Here is a 15,786-nt window from a genome sequence, read left to right as displayed (position 1 = left end):
TTTTGCCGGGTGACAAATAGCGTTGAATATATCAGTGGCTCACCATTGTTTATTCAGACGTGATTTTTTGGTATACCCTCTAGCTAGAGAGGGATAGGAGGTAAGAAATGTTAGGGCACTTAATAGCACATATTTGGATATGGCTTTTGGCAGCTTTCGTCATTGGAGCGGTCATTGGTTGGATTAATTATAAATGCAGCGATGCATAATAAATAATATTAAAAGGGGTGGAGCATCATCATGATGGTAATTTTAACGGCTATATTAATTATAGTTGCATTTGTAATAGGAGTGCTGGTTGGCAGAATATTGAAGATGTCGTTTGGCTGCCCTGATAAGGATAGTAGTTCTAATACTGCATTGGACACCAAATCAGGTTCATCTTCTGCGTCGAGTACCTCTAATGAAAGCGTATCTGCTGCCTCAGCAGGGTTCGTGTCCACAGGCAATAATAAAGCTGCAGATAAGGATACGCAGACGAAAACCCCAGCGACAAAAAAATCAACGGGAACTAAGGCGAAGTCTCCAGCAACCAAATCTAATGCAGCAAGCAAGACATCCACCGGAAAATCGGTGGCAAAGAGTTCAAAAGCGGCACCTGCAAAAGCAACTAAAGCTAAGAAAAATGCCTCGGCTACTAAAGCAAAACGTGCTGCGACAAAAACTGTTGCCGCAAGTAATACTGCCGATGATTTGAAGCTCATTAAAGGCGTCGGAAAGATGAATGAGACAAGGCTCAATAATGAAGGCATCACGACTTTTGCACAGGTTGGCTCGTGGAAGAAGGCAGATATAGCGGAGTTTGACGAGAAGTTGAATTTCAAAGGTAGAATTGAGCGGGAAGAATGGGTGCCTCAAGCAAAAGCACTGGCGAAAGCAAAGGCCAAGACTACTTCAGCGAAACCGGTAGCAGCTAAGAAGGCTCCTGTTAAAAAGGCAGCCCTTATAAAATCGGCCTCTGCAGCAAAAACTGCTACAAAAAAAGCGGCACCTAAAGCTTCCGTGAAGAAGGCTGCTGTGAAGTCAACGGCGAAAAAGGTATCTACACCAGATGATTTGAAGCTGATAAAAGGTGTCGGAAAGTTGATTGAAACCAAGCTAGCGAAGGAGGGTATAACCTCTTATTCACAAATCGCGGCATGGAAGAAGGCCGATGTTACGGAGTTTGATGAGAAACTTTCATTCAAGGGTCGAATAGAACGCGATGATTGGATTAAGCAGGCTAAAGTTTTGGCCAAAGGTGGTACAACAGAGTTTTCTAAACGTGCTGCCAAAGGTGACGTGCCCAGCTCCAGCTAAGAGATTTTAGATCATTCATTAAAGCCCGGGCCTATTCCGGGCTTTTTGGTGAGTTGAGAAAATCGGTAATACTATACTCTATCCCATCTCCCATTAGATTTGGAGGATGTCCTTGCCCAGGCATTGTAATGCTTGAATGTTGAGGATGCATGTCGCTCATTTTTTCGACAATACGGTTAGAAAGTAGGCTTGAATTCGCACCCCTTATCGTAAGGATTGGGATATTGCTAAGAAGTTTAAACTGATCCCATAGTGCAGGTACTTCCGTATCTTGATTGATATCAGATATGGAGTTCGCGATAGTCGGGTCAAAGTCGGCAACAATCTTATTATCCTTTTCGATATAGATATCTTTCGCTATGTCCATCCAATCATCGTCACCAAACGCGGGAAAGTTAAGTCTATGTATTTCTTTTTGGATAGATGCCGCGTCAGCCCAACTTCTTGGCCGCGTTGATTTGGAAAGATATTTCTTGATATCGAGCAGGCCCTGTAGCTCTAGTTCTGGTCCAATATCATTAAATATAATCGATGAGATTATATCTAGTTTAATAGTCGCGATAATATGCAGGATGAGGCCGCCGCGTGAGGTGCCAATAAAATCTGCTTTGGCGATTTGTAGCCAATTGAGAATACCGAGAACATCTTGTGCCTCACGCAAAATATTGTAGTTGGCTTTGTTATCATCCCATTGAGATTTGCCTCGTCCACGATAATCAACGCTGATGACACGGTATGATTTTTTACTGCTGTTGCAAAGGTGAGTAGCTAATTTATGAAAATCTTTTGAGTTTCTTGTCAGTCCTGGCAAGCATACGACTGGCCTGGTATTTAATTCTTGCTTGTTTGCAGAATAATCGCGGACATACAATTTTAGGCCGTCATCTGACTGAAAATAATGCTCTTTGTACATCAAATAACCAGATCAACGACCGAATCGTAAGTCTTTTATGATGTTTGCTTTTTGACCGAGGCGGGTTTTGTAAACCTGATAATTTTCGATCACGCGTTGAACGTAATTTCGCGTCTCAGTGTATGGAATCATCTCCACCCAATCGACGACATGCTCAATGCTTTTTCCCTGTGGATTTCCAAATCGTGCGATCCACTGGGGTACGCGGCGAGGGCCGGCATTATAGCCTATAAAGGTCATGATATAGGAGCCATTGAAGTTTGCAATTTGCTCATTTAGAAAATGAGCACCCAATGTCGCATTATAGGCCGCGTCTGTGGTCAGCCGTGATTTTGAGTATTTAAGCCCATATGTTCGCGCAACGGTCTTTGCAGTTGCCGGTAGAAGCTGCAATAGTCCTCTGGCGTTTGCTGGCGATATTGCTGCTTTATTAAATGTGCTTTCCTGGCGGGCGATAGAATATGCTAAAGCTGTTCCAGTGCCGGATATGTTGGCCTTTTTGGGAATGGCCCCTAGAGGGAAGGCGAGGGCCGCCACATCCAGACCGCGTCGGTAACCAATTTTCCCAACTTGCAATGCAAGTTGGTAATTGCCACGTTTTTCTGCCATTGCGGCTAACAAAGCCAGTTCGCCCGGGCTTGTAAGTTGTTGTGCTGCGGCACGGTATAGTCGATCACTGCGCCAAGCATGCCCGCTTATTTCAAGTTTCTTGATGGCTTGTACATAATCGCGTGATGCAAAGTTTCTGCGGTCAGCAGAACTTGGTTTTGGGTATCTAACGTTCAGATTTTTAATATTCAATTTCGCACTTGCAAGCTGGCCATAATATGCCGTTGGATATTGCGATGCATGGCGATAATACTCGGATGCTTTTTTAGATTTTTTCGCTTCTGCGGAACGACCAAGCCAATACCATGCTCGCGATTTTGACTTTGGTGTCGTGGCATAATCAAGAATTTTAGAGAAGTGTTTGATGGCGGTATTGGGTTTTTTGAGGCCTCGCAATGCGAAAAATCCCGCATGAAATTCCGCTTCAATCCGATCTCGTTCTGATACAGCAAGATGGTTTGCTGCTATCTTATAGGCAGCGGAAGCGTTTCCGCGTTCATATAGAATTCGGCTGACAATACGTTGTTCAACCCACCATTCGCCCGGGTTTATCAGGCTGTTTGGGTCTCTTGGTGCTTTAACAATGAGTTTAGCAACCTCATTGAAACGCTCTTCTCGTCGCGCGCGTTCAATTTTTGTAAACAGGTAACTAGGATCTTTACGCCAACTTCTATGAACGGATTTTATAAGCTTATCGGCTTTAGGTTGTTTACGTATGGTCGCAGCACGCGCTCGATAAAGTGATTCTGCACCAGCTAATTTGGAAAAGCGCTCTGCTTGGGTGACCCGATCTCGATATAAAAGCATATCCATGCGTCGTTTATGGTTTGCTTTGCTGAGTAGAGAAGAAAACTCTTTTAGAATTAAATTTTCTTCCTTCTTGTCAAGTCGCTCATTATGCCAGAATGGTAGTAATACAGTTCGGGCATTCTTCTTTCGCCCCTTGCTTTTCAATGCGCGGGTTAAAATTATTGCACCTTCTGCTGTTTTCGGCTTCGCATTGCCAAACGCAGCAATCACGGTGTTGGCTGGAGGGTTTTCTTTAAGTAGGGCTTTTTCCCAACGATAACGCAGGGTGGTTAAACCAGGCCATGATTTAAGTTCAGCCATTGCCATCGCAATCTCGGATGATGGTATATCATTTAGTCCGGATTGGGAAATCGCCCAGGTTAAAATATGCCGATCTTGCGAGTTTTTTCGCATTCCATTGCGAATAGCGCGTGCGCGATTCTGATCTTTTTTCCCGAGCGCATCTAAGCCTGATTGCAACGAACCACTCACCGCAGGTACAAATGACGACTTGACGATTGCGCCGGTTATTTGAGCGTCGGTTGTTGTCGGTGCTATAATAGCATTCTGATCACGTAGAACTGGAACGGGGATATCTGCCGGCGGAAGCGGGTTTGCATAACTTGCACATGTTGCAAGCATTGCGATTATAAAGGCAGCTTTACCGAGTTTTTGGCTATACATATTTTGTTCCAAATGAGTTTGATGTCTTCACAATAAACAATTAAGTGGCAATTTAACGACAAGCGATGAAACAAATCTTAACAAAACCTTATTTGGTTAACCAAAACTTGAAATAATTACAAATTGGCAACACGGGTATATTAAAATTTCAAAACTTGATTGTTTTGCTTGCGGCGGGTGCCTGCTGAGATTATGGTGCCGAAAATTTGAAGCATTTATGCAAGTTTATTCCCGAATTGAACTGGGTACTAGGAGATTGTAATGTTTAGTGGTTCCATGCCAGCTTTAGTCACGCCATTTGATGCAAATCATGATGTAGATGAAGCCGCATTTTCTAAACATATAGATTGGGTTATTCGTGAAGGTAGCAACGGTGTTGTGCCTGTTGGAACAACAGGTGAATCTGCTACTTTATCCCACGATGAACATAACCGTGTCGTGGAAATTTGTATTGAGCAAACGGATGGTCGAGTTCCGGTCATTGCCGGTGCAGGTTCAAATAATACAATAGAGGCAATTGAGCTTTCGCTTCATGCAGAAAAATGCGGTGCTGACGGGCTTTTAGTTGTCACGCCTTATTATAATCGACCAACGCAAGCCGGACTGTACCAACATTTCAAGCTTATCGCACAAGCAACAAAACTACCGATTTTGGTTTATAATATTCCCGGTCGTTGTGCTGTCGATATGAGTGTGGACACAATGGCAGCGTTGACAAAAGATTTTTCTAATATTGTTGGTGTAAAAGATGCGACCGCTGATATGGTTCGCGTAACACAAACACGAGCCGCGTGTGGGCCTGATTTTTGCCAGATGTCTGCGGAAGATGCTTCTGCGCTGGGTTTTTATGCCCACGGTGGTGTTGGCTGTATTTCTGTAACAACTAATGTTGCGCCTAAGCTTTGTTCACAATTTCAAGTAGCTCTTGCCGCTGGCGATTTCCCGAAGGCATTAGAGTTGCAAGATTTGTTGATGCCGCTTCATGATGCTATTTTTGCTGAACCTGGTGTTGCGGGTGTAAAATATGCCCTATCCAAAATGGGGCGTATGGAAAATACACTTCGCTCGCCGATGCTTCCGGTCACGCCGGAAACTGCTAAGAAAATTGATTTAGCTTTGAAGCATGTCGGTATAGAGGCCTAAAGTGGACTCATATGGCAGCTAAGAAGAAAAAGAAATCAGATCCTAATAAAAAGATAGTGGCTGAAAACCGGAAAGCTAGATATAATTTCGAGCTTTCCGAGAACTTAGAGGCTGGTCTTATGTTGACGGGAACAGAGGTCAAATCATTGCGTGAAGGGAAAGCAAATATTGCTGAATCCTATGCAACATTTGAAGACGGCGAAGCATGGTTGATCAACTCATATTTGCCTGAGTATTTGCAAGGCAATAGATTTAATCACGAGCCGCGTCGTCGCCGTAAGTTATTGATGAGCAAGCGGGAAATGAAGAAGTATAACGATGCTATCGATCGCGAGGGCATGACAATTGTACCGCTCAAAATTTACTTTAATGAAAAAGGTCGGGCAAAAATCGAACTAGCATTAGGTAAAGGTAAGAAACTTCATGATAAGCGGGCATCTGAGAAGGCGCGTGATTGGAACAAGCAGAAAGCTAAGCTGCTTCGTGATCGCGGATAATCTATTTGGCTTCGCTATCAATGTAATTTCTCACTGAACGGAATACGGCTTCAAACATTTTCTCGGTCAGACGGCCAGTATTGGTATTATAGCGAGAGCAATGGTAGCTTGAAAAAACTTTAAGACGGCCAACTTGTGTGACTTTGTTATGACCAAATGGGTGTTGCGATACGCGCTCATTAAGTGTGCGAATAGTGCTATCGTGTGAGATTTTTCCTAAAGTGACAATTGCTTTCAGGTTTGTATATGATGAAAGTGTTGCTTCCAGAAATGGACGGCAATTGTTTATCTCTTGTCCAACTGGCTTATTTTCGGGTGGTACACATCTAACGGCGTTGGTGATTGCTACTTCTTTCAGCGTAAGTCCATCATCAACTGATGAGCCAAATTCACCGTTAGTAAAGGCAAATTTTTTCAAAGTTGCATATAGTAGATCACCGGCGTAATCACCCGTGAAAGGCCTTCCTGTTCGGTTAGCGCCACGAATTCCTGGGGCTAACCCGACTATGAGCATTTTTACACTCTTTGCACCGTCTGGTGGCAACCATGTGGGGACGGGACCGTTGAACCAGTCTGGGTACTTTGCGCGCGTTTCAAGAATGTATGATCTCAAGCGAGGGCAAATCTCGCAATCATGGTCTGGGTCTGTAATGAGATTGGTCATAAAAAAGTACCTGATTGCCGCATAATTTTGTTCTGATTTACTAAAGTCAATAATATAGCGGACAAAAAACTACAATTGATTGGCGTAGATCTACCTAAAAAACTTGTATTTTGAGGCAATTCAGTTTATCGCAGGGATAATTCTAATCATAAATAATTTGCAGAGGACATGACATGGCACGCGTCACAGTCGAAGATTGCATTGATAAAGTAGATAATCGGTTTGAACTTGTCCTATTGGCAGGTCATCGCGCACGTATGATTTCGCAAGGCGAATCAATCACAGTTGATCGCGATAATGACAAAAACCCAGTTGTAGCATTGCGTGAAATCGCTGATGAAACACTTTCAACAGGCGATCTAAAAGAAGATCTTATTCATTCGCTTCAAAAACATGTTGAAGTTGATGAGCCTGAAATGAATACAATTCCTGAAGATGATGTTGTCGAAGAAGTTGCTGCTGGCGATACAATCATTGTTCAAGATGAGCGTCCTGAAAAAGTTACGTTTGATAACATGACAGAAGAAGAGTTGCTTGCAGGTATACAAGGTCTTGTGCCACCTGAAAAAAGTGACGACTATTAATTTTTCTCTTCCGCCAGTGCGGAATTCGTGAGATGTTTATGACCTAGCCATAGAGTTCACGCTCTTTGGCTAGGTTTTTGTTTGTCTTAATAACGGAGCTGCTCATAAATGATCCGCCAGTACGAGCTTATAGAGCGCGTGCAAGCGTATAAACCTAATGCTGATGAGGAAATCCTCAATAAAGCTTATGTTTATGCAATGCAAAAACATGGTAAGCAGACGCGGGCAAGTGGAGACCCTTACTTTTCGCACCCGCTAGAAGTTGCCGCTATTTTGACAGAAATGAAGCTTGATGAGGCGACAATTGTTGTTGCATTGCTTCATGATACGATTGAAGATACCAGCGCCACACGAGCGGAGATCGATGAGCTATTTGGAGAGCAGATAGGGCGCCTGGTCGAGGGATTGACGAAGATCGAGCAGCTCGATCTTATCTCGCGTAAGGCAAAACAAGCTGAAAATCTGCGGAAACTACTTCTTGCTGTTGCTGACGATGTGCGTGTTTTGCTCGTTAAGTTGGCAGACCGATTGCACAATATGCGGACGCTTGATCACGTGCCACCTGAAAAGAGGCAGCGTATTGCTGAGGAAACGCGTGATATTTATGGTCCGCTTGCCGGCCGCATGGGTATGCAGGGCATGCGCGAAGAGCTGGAAGCGCTTGCGTTTAAATATGCTCATCCTGAACATTATGAAATGGTCACTAAGCGTCTGGCTGAATTGTCTGAACAGAACAAAGAAGTGATCGCAACGATTGAGCAGGGGTTGGGCAAGCTTTTCAAGGATAATGATCTTAAAGTCGAGGTCAAAAGCCGATTGAAAAAACCATACTCTGTTTTTCGAAAAATGGAGTCCAAGTCACTTTCATTTGAGCAGCTATCTGACCTTGTAGGGTTTAGAATTATCGTAAGCGATACAGCCGATTGTTATCGCGCACTGGGTATTATTCATACGCGATGGGCGGTGGTGCCCGGACGTTTTAAAGATTATATATCCACTCCCAAACAAAACGATTATCAATCCATACATACCACAATTGTGGGCCCATCTCGTCAGCGTGTTGAACTTCAAATCAGGTCCGAGTTTATGCATGCTATTGCTGAACGCGGCGTTGCGGCTCACTCGTTGTACAAAGATGCTTCGGTTGAAAGTAAAACGCCTCAAATTTCAGAAGAATCGAATGCATATAATTGGTTACGTAGAACGCTGGATGTTCTATCTGAAGGTGACAGCGCCGAAGAATTTTTAGAACATACAAAGCTTGAACTTTTCCATGACCAAGTATTTTGTTTCACGCCAAATGGAGCTTTAATTGCATTACCAAGAGGGGCAACACCGATTGATTTTGCATATGCTGTTCATACAGATGTTGGCAATAGTTGTGTTGGCGCCAAGATTGACGGCATATCCATGCCGTTGGTAACTCAACTTTCAAATGGTGATCAGGTTGAGATCATTAGATCCGAGAAGCAGGTCCCACCGCTTGCATGGGAAAAGATCGTTACCACAGGCAAAGCAAGATCAGCCATTCGCAAGGCCACACGTACGGCTATGCGAGCACAATATAAGGATTTGGGTGAACGAATATTGGTTCGCGCATTTGAGAAAGTTGGAAAAGACTTTTCTCCAGAACTTTTGGTGCCAACTCTTTCTAAGCTCGGTCACACAGAGGTTGATGATATTTTTGCATCCATTGGTCGTGGCGAATTGACATCATTAGATGTTATTGCTGCTGTGTTTCCAAATTATAAAGAAGAGCGCAAATCTACCGGAAAACCAACCAGTGATGGTTGGTTTAACCTTAAAAGTGCTGCGGGATTGATTTTCAAAGTTCCAAGTCTGTCAAAATCTGCCAAGGCGAAAAGAGGGCGCCGGGAAAAGATACTACCTAAATCAAAAAATGCCATGCCCATTCGAGGCATGGATACCGATATGGGCGTGGAATTTGGCCCGACAGGAGCTGTGCCAGGCGATCGCATTATTGGGATTGTACAACCAGGTAAGGGCATTGTTGTCTATCCCATACAAGCTCCACAACTATCAGCATTTGAAGATGAGCCAGAAAAATGGATCGATATCCGATGGGATATTGATGAGGCGAGCGAAAATCGTTTTCCTGCGCGTATTATTGTTACGGTCGTGAATGAGCCAGGTGTTCTTGCCAAAGTTTCGTCAGCAATTGCAAGTTCGGACGCAAATATTGAAAACCTGATTATGGTATCTGCTGCTGACTTTAAAGAGATGACGTTTGATTTAATGATCTGGGATCTTAAGCAACTCAATCAACTGCTTGCACAATTAAAAGCCTTTCCATTCACTTCATCGGCAGAGCGGGTCTACGAATAGACTGATAAAATTTCGGTGAGATCACAGTATTTTCATTGAATTGTCGAATTATCAACATAAGTGTTGGATAATAAGATTTAGGCTCGCACCAGCTTAGTGGCTAAAATTAAAACATATGTGTGATTAGCCGTTGAACTGGCGATCGATTTGGAGTTATGACACTGGTGCGCGGTGGAGATTCAACTCGCGGCTTTTGAGCCGTTTACTTTAGATATTGGACTTAATAATGCTGTTTAGGCGTAGGGAACCAGAGGGACGTTGGACGCGTATTCGCACCGCGCTTTGGCCGCGCCGTTCTTTTGCACGATCTATCCAGTATTTTGTTAAGCGTGTAATCCGTCTCACTGCTTCACCACATGCTATTGCAGCGGGTGTTGCGGCTGGAGTTTTTGCGTCATGGACACCTTTTCTTGGGTTTCATTTCGTTATTGCTGCTGTTTTGGCATTTCTACTTGCGGGCAACTTAGTTGCATCCGCCATTGGGACGGGTTTTGGAAACCCAATTACATTTCCATTTATCTGGGGTGGCACTCATAAATTGGGAAAATTTATCTTAGGTGATCGTTTTCACTCTGGGGATCATAATATAAATTTGTTTCAACACTTTCGACATGGTGATTTTAGCCAACTTTGGGAGCCGCTCTTAAAACCGATGGCTATAGGAGCTATTCCGCCAGGAATTTTCTGTGCGATTATCTTCTATATTGTAACCTATTGGGGGGTTTCTGTTTTTCAAAATAGGCGGAAGTTGTTGGCGAGCCGAAATTGATAAATTTACGAAAGCAAGCAAGATGATTATCGGCTTAGGTAGCGATATGACTGATATTCGCCGAATTGAGAGAACCCTCGAACGATACGGTGAAAAATTCACGGAACGCTGTTTTACTGATATAGAAAAGACAAAGTCTGATCGAAGGAAAAATCGAGCCGCATCATATGCGAAGCGATTTGCGGCAAAAGAAGCGTGCGCTAAAGCTTTAGGGACAGGAATTTCGCATGGTGTCTTCTGGCGAGACATGGGAGTTGTCAATTTAATCAGTGGCAAGCCAACAATGAAGCTGACAGGGGGCGCATTGGTGCAAGTTAACAAAATGCTGCCAGACGATCATGATGCAAATATCCACCTGACTATTACGGATGATTTTCCTTGGGCGCAGGCTTTTGTAATTATTGAGGCTATCAAGCGCTGAAAACACCAACAAGCTTGCTGTTGAGCGCGCTTGCCTGTAGAGAAACTCCAGATATGATAATAAGGAATGAATTACGTGGCTGATAAAGCAGAAGATAAAGGCAGTTCGCTGTCTGAAAATATAAAAGTACTTTTTCAAGCTGTATTACTTGCAGTTTTTATTAGAACAATTTTGTTTCAGCCGTTCAGCATTCCGTCCAGCTCTATGGAAAACACGTTACTTGTTGGCGACTATCTTTTTGTATCTAAATTTTCCTACGGTTATTCAAAATATTCCCTGCCATTTTCGCCTGATTTATTTGATGGTAGAATTTTAGGTAGTGAACCAGAGCGTGGTGATATTATTGTTTTCAGACCTAATCATGATTTGGGTACTGACTATATTAAGCGCCTTGTTGGGTTGCCGGGTGATAAAGTGCAGGTTAAAGAGGGCGTATTACACATTAATGGAACGCCCGTGAAACGCGAATTGTCAGGCACTTATAATCCGAGTGAGTCGGATGGTGATGGTGTACCGATATACACCGAAACATTACCAAACGGCGTGACCTATAAAACTCTTGATTTGAGTCCAATTTCGCCAGGTGATGACACGCGAGAATTCCTTGTTCCTCAAGGGCACTATTTTCTAATGGGCGACAACCGCGATAACTCATCAGATAGCCGTTTTGCTGTAGGGTTTGTTCCATTTGAGAATCTGGTTGGTAAGGCGCAAGTTATTTTCTTCTCAATGAAAGGCGGAGCATCTCCGCTTGAATTTTGGAAATGGCCAACATCCGTGCGCCTTGAACGGATTTTTACATCGCTCGCCCCATGATGGCCCCTGCGATGAATTCTAGTCGACAGGCTTCACTTGCTGAACTTGAAGGCGTCATTGATTACCAGTTTTCTGACAAGGGGAGGCTAGATCGTGCGTTAACGCACTCAAGCGCTCGCGATCCAAAGGCAGGAAATTATGAACGGTTAGAATTCCTAGGTGATAGAATTCTAGGGCTTTGTATTGCTGAGTTGTTGTTTGGGCGATTTAACGAGGCTGCAGAAGGTGAACTATCGGTTCGGTTAAATAATCTCGTCAGCGCGGAAGCATGCGCAAGTGTTGCCGATGATATTGCAATACATAACTATATCTTGACCGGTTCTGATGTTAAGAACATTAAAGCATCTACAATGTTAAACGTTCGCGCCGATGTGATGGAATCATTGATTGCGGCTATTTACCTTGATGGTGGTTTGGAAGCTGCACGCGCATTTATTTTGAAGTTTTGGACATCGCGGGCATTAGCGGAAGTTGCTATTCGCAGGGATGCGAAGACAGAGCTTCAGGAGTGGTCGCATGCGCAATTTAAGAAGCCGCCTGTTTATAAAGTTTTGAAACGCAGCGGGCCAGACCATGCACCTGAATTTGAGGTTGAGGTCACGATTGGTGAGTTAGCGTCAATTACAGGCAAAAGCGGCTCAAAGCGCAGCGCAGAACAATCAGCCGCGGCGGCATTCTTGTTGCGTGAAGGTATATGGTCCGAAGGTGACAAGTAATGACAGCGAATGAACAAAGCAATAATGTGAAAACTAAATCTGGTTTTGTTGCACTAATCGGAGCTCCGAATGCCGGTAAATCAACACTGGTTAACCAATTCGTCGGCGCCAAGGTTTCGATAATATCTCATAAGGTGCAGACCACACGTGCTATCGTCCGCGGAATTGCCATCTATGATAAATCTCAGATCGTTTTTGTTGATACACCGGGAATTTTTAAGCCAAAGCGACGTCTTGATCGTGCGATGGTTTCTAGCGCGTGGGGTGGGGCTCGCGATGCGGATATTATTCTGTTTATGGTGGATGCACAGAAGGGCTTTGTTGGCGATGCCAAAAACATTCTGGAAAACCTAAAGGATGTAAAGCAACCAAAATGGCTCGTCATAAATAAAATTGATCAGGTGAAGCCGGAAAAGCTACTTAAACTTGCGCAAGAAGCAAATGATGTGGTTGGTTTTGATGAAACCTTCATGATTTCTGCGTCGCAAGGTTTGGGATGCGAAAAGATACTCAAGGCTCTTAATGATAAGTTGCCGGATGGTCCTTGGTATTATCCGGAAGATCAAATATCTGATCTGCCAATGCGCCAGCTCGCTGCGGAAATAACACGCGAAAAAATTTATCACCGCTTGCATCAAGAGCTTCCATATTCATCCCATGTGGAAACGGAAACGTGGGAAGATAGAAAAGATGGATCTGTTCGAATTGAGCAGGTGATCTATGTCGAACGAGATAGTCAGAAGAAGATTGTTATTGGCAAAAAAGGCGAAACAATTAAAGCTATCGGCAAGGCTGCAAGACTAGAGTTCGCGGAAATTCTTGAACAAAAAGTTCACCTTATTCTATTTGTGAAGGTTCGTGAAAATTGGATACATGACCCTGAGCGTTATCGCGAGATGGGGCTTGATTTCCACGAATAGTCAGTCAATCTACCTATTATGGAATGGGTTGACGAAGGAATCATACTAGGCGTTCGCAAACACGCCGAAACCAGCGCAATTGTTGAGGTCATGACGCGTAATCATGGCCGTCACCTTGGTTTGGTTAGGGGTGGGCGTTCGCGTCGTATGCAACCTGTGTTACAAACAGGTAATTCAGTCGATATAGTTTGGCGCGCTCGTTTGGATGAGCATCTTGGCAGTTTTCAGATCGAGCCTGTAAAAATGCGTGCGGCGCAACTTATGGAAAATGCAATTGGTGTAAACGGAATTCAGGCTCTGGCTGCAATTTTGCGCTTCCTTCCTGAGCGAGACCCGCATGAAAATCTATACGAAATTCTTGAAGTTATTATTGATAATTTAGAAGCGCCGGCTGATGCAGGGGAGCTTTTTGTTCGTTTTGAATTGACCGTACTAAATGAACTGGGTTTTGGGTTGGATCTTGAGGCATGCGCGGCAACTGGTACGAAATCGGAGCTGTCCTATATTTCTCCAAAATCGGGCCGGGCCGTTTCTGCTCAGGCGGGTGAGCCTTGGAAGGACAAGCTCTTCCTTTATCCTGAATTTTTGCATACGGAGAAGAGGATGGCTGCGACGCAGACTAGTCTTATCTCAGCATTTGCAATGACCAACTTTTTCTTTGATCGGCATATCTATACACCCCGCGGTGTTGAACCACCTATTTCTCGAGAGAGTTTTATTCAGGCTCTTATTCGGAAAATGGATAAAGACGATGAAGGTATTTAAGTTTTGACTGATTCATAAAAATAATTGAATATGTCGATATTCAGGAGGGAATATTATGCTTAATACCTTGATGCGCATTAGTATAATGATGTTTATTTGGTTAGCTACACCGTCAGTATATGCGCAGGAGTTTGATCCGAATTCGAGTGAGTTTGATCCAGACAAGCAATTCGTCATAACGCCCTTTGGTGCGATCATGGGGGATCCTGTTCAGGTCAAAGTGTTGGGTAAAGACAAAGTTGGTTTTACGGTCGTCACTGTGACACCCACTTCTGATGGCGTAACAGCAATGCTTTCGATTATTGAACCACAACAGAATGGCGAACCTGGTGGTGGTCATGCACTTATGATGTCGCTTGTGGAAGTCGAGCAGCTTATGAAGTTACTCAACGATACGCAGAACGCTGATGTGGTGAGTCTTGAGGATTATGGTGAGCATCATAAACTCGTTGGGCGCGTTACGGAACCTAATGCGCCGATGGGTGAAATTGCCGTGCTTTTTAATGCTAAAGATGTTGAACGAAACAACATTCGTATCGTTCATATATTGGGTGGTACGCCGCAATTATTTGAGTTTTCGGCCGCAGGGATTGAAAAACTCATAAGACAGATTGGCCACTATGTTGAAAAAGCGGAGACAACTGCCGAGGCTACAAAGCTCTAAACCGTTAAGCGTGAGTTGGTTTGAATAACAAGATTGGAGCTAGTCGAGGGGCAATATGAACGGATTACCTTGGCTTGCTTCGCGACCTCGACCAATGGAATTGACCGCTTGTGAGAGTTTTCCGCCGCGATCAAGAAGCTTGTCACCAATTTCAATGATCCGTCTATTGGGAGTGGCGCTTGGTGATGCCTCACGAAGCCGATTTGCAAGTTCGTGATCATTTTGTTCTGGCTTAACTGCCATAGAGGATAAAAGAGCAGCAGCTGGTGATCTGGATACGCCAAACCAGCAATGGATGAGAAGCGGGTTTTTCTGATCCCAGTTCTGCGCAAACTCTATTACGCTTGCAACGTGGGCTTCATCAGGTGAGATCAGGCCTGCGGTATCAAAGTTGATATCGTTCATACCGACGTGCAAATGGCATTCTGGTGAAATCTGTGCTGGTCGTTCAAACTCATGACTTGGGCTCATGAGGCTTATCATTCGTTTGCATTGATGCTGTTCGGCTACATCTGCGATATTTTCAAGTGGACATACAACAATGTAGCTCATCGCGATTCTTTCTTTGTCGACGCTGTATTGTTTATCACATTACGTTCAGAATCAATTTTCTCAAACCTAGCTTTGAATAGGGTTTCAACCTCATCAATTGGCAAAGGTTCTATGAGAAGCTGATCTTTTGTTATGTTTTTGGGTTGCCCAAAGAATGACCTGGCTTCTTTGTCTGAAAAACCTGCAAGTAGAACAGCTTCGAAATATGCCGAAATTTGATCGGCTTTTTTGATTTTCTTTTTCAGTTCTGGCGAAATGTCCGGCGTTAAGCCATACCGAAGGTGAATTGCAGCCTCAAGCCGTTTTTCAATCGACTTATAATTATCGCCTATGACGGCCTTGAACGGCGAAATCATATCACCAACAACATATTCTGGCCCATCATGCAGTAACGCAATGAGTTGCTCATCAGGTGTAGGGTTGGATATGATGGTAAAGATTTGTTCCACTACGAGCGAATGTTGCGCAACAGAAAATGCATATGGTCCGTTAGTTTGACCATTCCATCTTGCAACGCGCGCTAGTCCATGAATGATGTCTTGAATTTCAACATCGAGCGGTGAGGGGTCTAATAGATCAAGCCGCCTGCCAGATAGCATACGTTGCCAGACCCGTGGCATATTACCGCCTGCTGT

General features: G+C 43.9%; 18 protein-coding genes. 12 read left to right on the top strand and 6 right to left on the bottom strand.

Going from position 1 to position 15,786, the window contains the following annotated elements:
- Window positions 1-218: 218 nt before the first annotated feature.
- Window positions 219-704, bottom strand: coding sequence for a hypothetical protein (locus tag G3W54_RS07660; RefSeq protein WP_162652494.1), 486 nt, complete (start codon window positions 702-704; stop codon window positions 219-221).
- A gap of 16 nt (window positions 705-720) precedes the next feature.
- On the opposite strand from G3W54_RS07660, the gene G3W54_RS07655 reads away from it, so the two are divergent.
- Complete coding sequence (locus tag G3W54_RS07655) at window positions 721-1,299, top strand: hypothetical protein (RefSeq protein WP_162652493.1); 579 nt, start codon at window positions 721-723, stop codon at window positions 1,297-1,299.
- Between the two features lie 31 nt (window positions 1,300-1,330).
- Here the strand turns inward: G3W54_RS07655 and G3W54_RS07650 are convergent, their stop codons facing one another.
- Window positions 1,331-2,110 (bottom strand): alpha/beta hydrolase, encoded by a 780-nt coding sequence (locus tag G3W54_RS07650; RefSeq protein WP_162652492.1) that lies wholly within the window; start codon window positions 2,108-2,110, stop codon window positions 1,331-1,333.
- Window positions 2,111-2,224: 114 nt separating this feature from the next.
- Window positions 2,225-4,294 (bottom strand): lytic transglycosylase domain-containing protein, encoded by a 2,070-nt coding sequence (locus G3W54_RS07645; protein ID WP_244627857.1) that lies wholly within the window; start codon window positions 4,292-4,294, stop codon window positions 2,225-2,227.
- A gap of 261 nt (window positions 4,295-4,555) precedes the next feature.
- On the opposite strand from G3W54_RS07645, the gene dapA reads away from it, so the two are divergent.
- The gene (gene dapA, locus G3W54_RS07640; RefSeq protein WP_162652491.1) at window positions 4,556-5,437 is read left to right on the top strand and encodes a 4-hydroxy-tetrahydrodipicolinate synthase; all 882 of its coding nucleotides are present in this window, start codon (window positions 4,556-4,558) and stop codon (window positions 5,435-5,437) included.
- An 11-nt stretch (window positions 5,438-5,448) separates the two neighbouring features.
- Entirely contained in the window at window positions 5,449-5,934 is a 486-nt protein-coding gene (gene smpB / locus G3W54_RS07635; protein WP_162652490.1) for an SsrA-binding protein SmpB, read from the top strand.
- Between the two features lies 1 nt (window position 5,935).
- Here the strand turns inward: smpB and G3W54_RS07630 are convergent, their stop codons facing one another.
- Complete coding sequence (locus tag G3W54_RS07630) at window positions 5,936-6,598, bottom strand: uracil-DNA glycosylase (RefSeq protein ID WP_162652489.1); 663 nt, start codon at window positions 6,596-6,598, stop codon at window positions 5,936-5,938.
- Window positions 6,599-6,771: 173 nt separating this feature from the next.
- Here G3W54_RS07630 and rpoZ point away from each other — a divergent pair, with 173 nt between their 5' ends.
- The 9 genes from rpoZ (at window position 6,772) to G3W54_RS07585 (ending at window position 14,599) form a co-directional block, all read left to right on the top strand.
- On the top strand, window positions 6,772-7,182 hold the full coding sequence (gene rpoZ, locus G3W54_RS07625; RefSeq protein ID WP_162652488.1) for a DNA-directed RNA polymerase subunit omega: 411 nt from the start codon (window positions 6,772-6,774) through the stop codon (window positions 7,180-7,182).
- Between the two features lie 108 nt (window positions 7,183-7,290).
- Window positions 7,291-9,528, top strand: coding sequence for a bifunctional (p)ppGpp synthetase/guanosine-3',5'-bis(diphosphate) 3'-pyrophosphohydrolase (locus G3W54_RS07620; protein ID WP_162652487.1), 2,238 nt, complete (start codon window positions 7,291-7,293; stop codon window positions 9,526-9,528).
- Between the two features lie 226 nt (window positions 9,529-9,754).
- Window positions 9,755-10,297: a DUF2062 domain-containing protein gene (locus G3W54_RS07615; protein WP_162652486.1), complete on the top strand. Its 543-nt coding sequence runs from the start codon at window positions 9,755-9,757 to the stop codon at window positions 10,295-10,297.
- A 22-nt stretch (window positions 10,298-10,319) separates the two neighbouring features.
- Window positions 10,320-10,718: a holo-ACP synthase gene (gene acpS / locus G3W54_RS07610; protein WP_162652485.1), complete on the top strand. Its 399-nt coding sequence runs from the start codon at window positions 10,320-10,322 to the stop codon at window positions 10,716-10,718.
- Window positions 10,719-10,793: 75 nt separating this feature from the next.
- Complete coding sequence (gene lepB, locus G3W54_RS07605) at window positions 10,794-11,534, top strand: signal peptidase I (RefSeq protein WP_162652484.1); 741 nt, start codon at window positions 10,794-10,796, stop codon at window positions 11,532-11,534.
- An 11-nt stretch (window positions 11,535-11,545) separates the two neighbouring features.
- Window positions 11,546-12,250, top strand: coding sequence for a ribonuclease III (gene rnc / locus G3W54_RS07600; protein ID WP_162652483.1), 705 nt, complete (start codon window positions 11,546-11,548; stop codon window positions 12,248-12,250).
- On the top strand, window positions 12,250-13,170 hold the full coding sequence (gene era, locus G3W54_RS07595) for a GTPase Era (protein ID WP_162652482.1): 921 nt from the start codon (window positions 12,250-12,252) through the stop codon (window positions 13,168-13,170). Before rnc ends, era begins: the two co-directional genes overlap by 1 nt.
- 18 nt (window positions 13,171-13,188) lie before the next feature.
- Window positions 13,189-13,935 (top strand): DNA repair protein RecO, encoded by a 747-nt coding sequence (gene recO / locus G3W54_RS07590; protein ID WP_162652481.1) that lies wholly within the window; start codon window positions 13,189-13,191, stop codon window positions 13,933-13,935.
- 55 nt (window positions 13,936-13,990) lie between these two features.
- Window positions 13,991-14,599: a hypothetical protein gene (locus tag G3W54_RS07585; RefSeq protein ID WP_162652480.1), complete on the top strand. Its 609-nt coding sequence runs from the start codon at window positions 13,991-13,993 to the stop codon at window positions 14,597-14,599.
- Window positions 14,600-14,638: 39 nt separating this feature from the next.
- Here the strand turns inward: G3W54_RS07585 and G3W54_RS07580 are convergent, their stop codons facing one another.
- Together G3W54_RS07580 and G3W54_RS07575 are read right to left on the bottom strand one after the other, a co-directional pair.
- Entirely contained in the window at window positions 14,639-15,151 is a 513-nt protein-coding gene (locus tag G3W54_RS07580) for a tyrosine phosphatase family protein (protein ID WP_162652479.1), read from the bottom strand.
- Entirely contained in the window at window positions 15,148-15,771 is a 624-nt protein-coding gene (locus G3W54_RS07575; protein WP_162653606.1) for an HD family hydrolase, read from the bottom strand. The genes G3W54_RS07580 and G3W54_RS07575 overlap by 4 nt, the downstream gene beginning before the upstream one ends.
- Window positions 15,772-15,786 lie beyond the last annotated feature (15 nt).

Source organism: Lentilitoribacter sp. Alg239-R112, from assembly GCF_900537175.1.
In the GTDB taxonomy this organism is placed as follows: Bacteria; Pseudomonadota; Alphaproteobacteria; order Rhizobiales; family Rhizobiaceae; genus Lentilitoribacter.
The sequence above is the reverse complement of the archived record's forward strand: the minus strand, read 5'-3'. Positions and strand labels throughout refer to the sequence as shown.

What these genes read in the sequence shown, in the direction of transcription:
- rnc (WP_162652483.1), top strand. Translation starts at nt 11,546, where the DNA reads ATGAATTCTAGTCGACAGGCTTCACTTGCTGAACTTGAAGGCGTCATT.
- G3W54_RS07580 (WP_162652479.1), bottom strand. Translation starts at nt 15,151, where the DNA reads ATGAGCTACATTGTTGTATGTCCACTTGAAAATATCGCAGATGTAGCC.
- acpS (WP_162652485.1), top strand. Translation starts at nt 10,320, where the DNA reads ATGATTATCGGCTTAGGTAGCGATATGACTGATATTCGCCGAATTGAG.
- G3W54_RS07615 (WP_162652486.1), top strand. Translation starts at nt 9,755, where the DNA reads ATGCTGTTTAGGCGTAGGGAACCAGAGGGACGTTGGACGCGTATTCGC.
- G3W54_RS07645 (WP_244627857.1), bottom strand. Translation starts at nt 4,294, where the DNA reads ATGTATAGCCAAAAACTCGGTAAAGCTGCCTTTATAATCGCAATGCTT.
- recO (WP_162652481.1), top strand. Translation starts at nt 13,189, where the DNA reads ATGGAATGGGTTGACGAAGGAATCATACTAGGCGTTCGCAAACACGCC.
- G3W54_RS07630 (WP_162652489.1), bottom strand. Translation starts at nt 6,598, where the DNA reads ATGACCAATCTCATTACAGACCCAGACCATGATTGCGAGATTTGCCCT.
- G3W54_RS07585 (WP_162652480.1), top strand. Translation starts at nt 13,991, where the DNA reads ATGCTTAATACCTTGATGCGCATTAGTATAATGATGTTTATTTGGTTA.
- smpB (WP_162652490.1), top strand. Translation starts at nt 5,449, where the DNA reads ATGGCAGCTAAGAAGAAAAAGAAATCAGATCCTAATAAAAAGATAGTG.
- G3W54_RS07575 (WP_162653606.1), bottom strand. Translation starts at nt 15,771, where the DNA reads ATGCCACGGGTCTGGCAACGTATGCTATCTGGCAGGCGGCTTGATCTA.
- G3W54_RS07655 (WP_162652493.1), top strand. Translation starts at nt 721, where the DNA reads ATGAATGAGACAAGGCTCAATAATGAAGGCATCACGACTTTTGCACAG.
- G3W54_RS07620 (WP_162652487.1), top strand. Translation starts at nt 7,291, where the DNA reads ATGATCCGCCAGTACGAGCTTATAGAGCGCGTGCAAGCGTATAAACCT.
- dapA (WP_162652491.1), top strand. Translation starts at nt 4,556, where the DNA reads ATGTTTAGTGGTTCCATGCCAGCTTTAGTCACGCCATTTGATGCAAAT.
- G3W54_RS07660 (WP_162652494.1), bottom strand. Translation starts at nt 704, where the DNA reads ATGAGCTTCAAATCATCGGCAGTATTACTTGCGGCAACAGTTTTTGTC.
- era (WP_162652482.1), top strand. Translation starts at nt 12,250, where the DNA reads ATGACAGCGAATGAACAAAGCAATAATGTGAAAACTAAATCTGGTTTT.
- rpoZ (WP_162652488.1), top strand. Translation starts at nt 6,772, where the DNA reads ATGGCACGCGTCACAGTCGAAGATTGCATTGATAAAGTAGATAATCGG.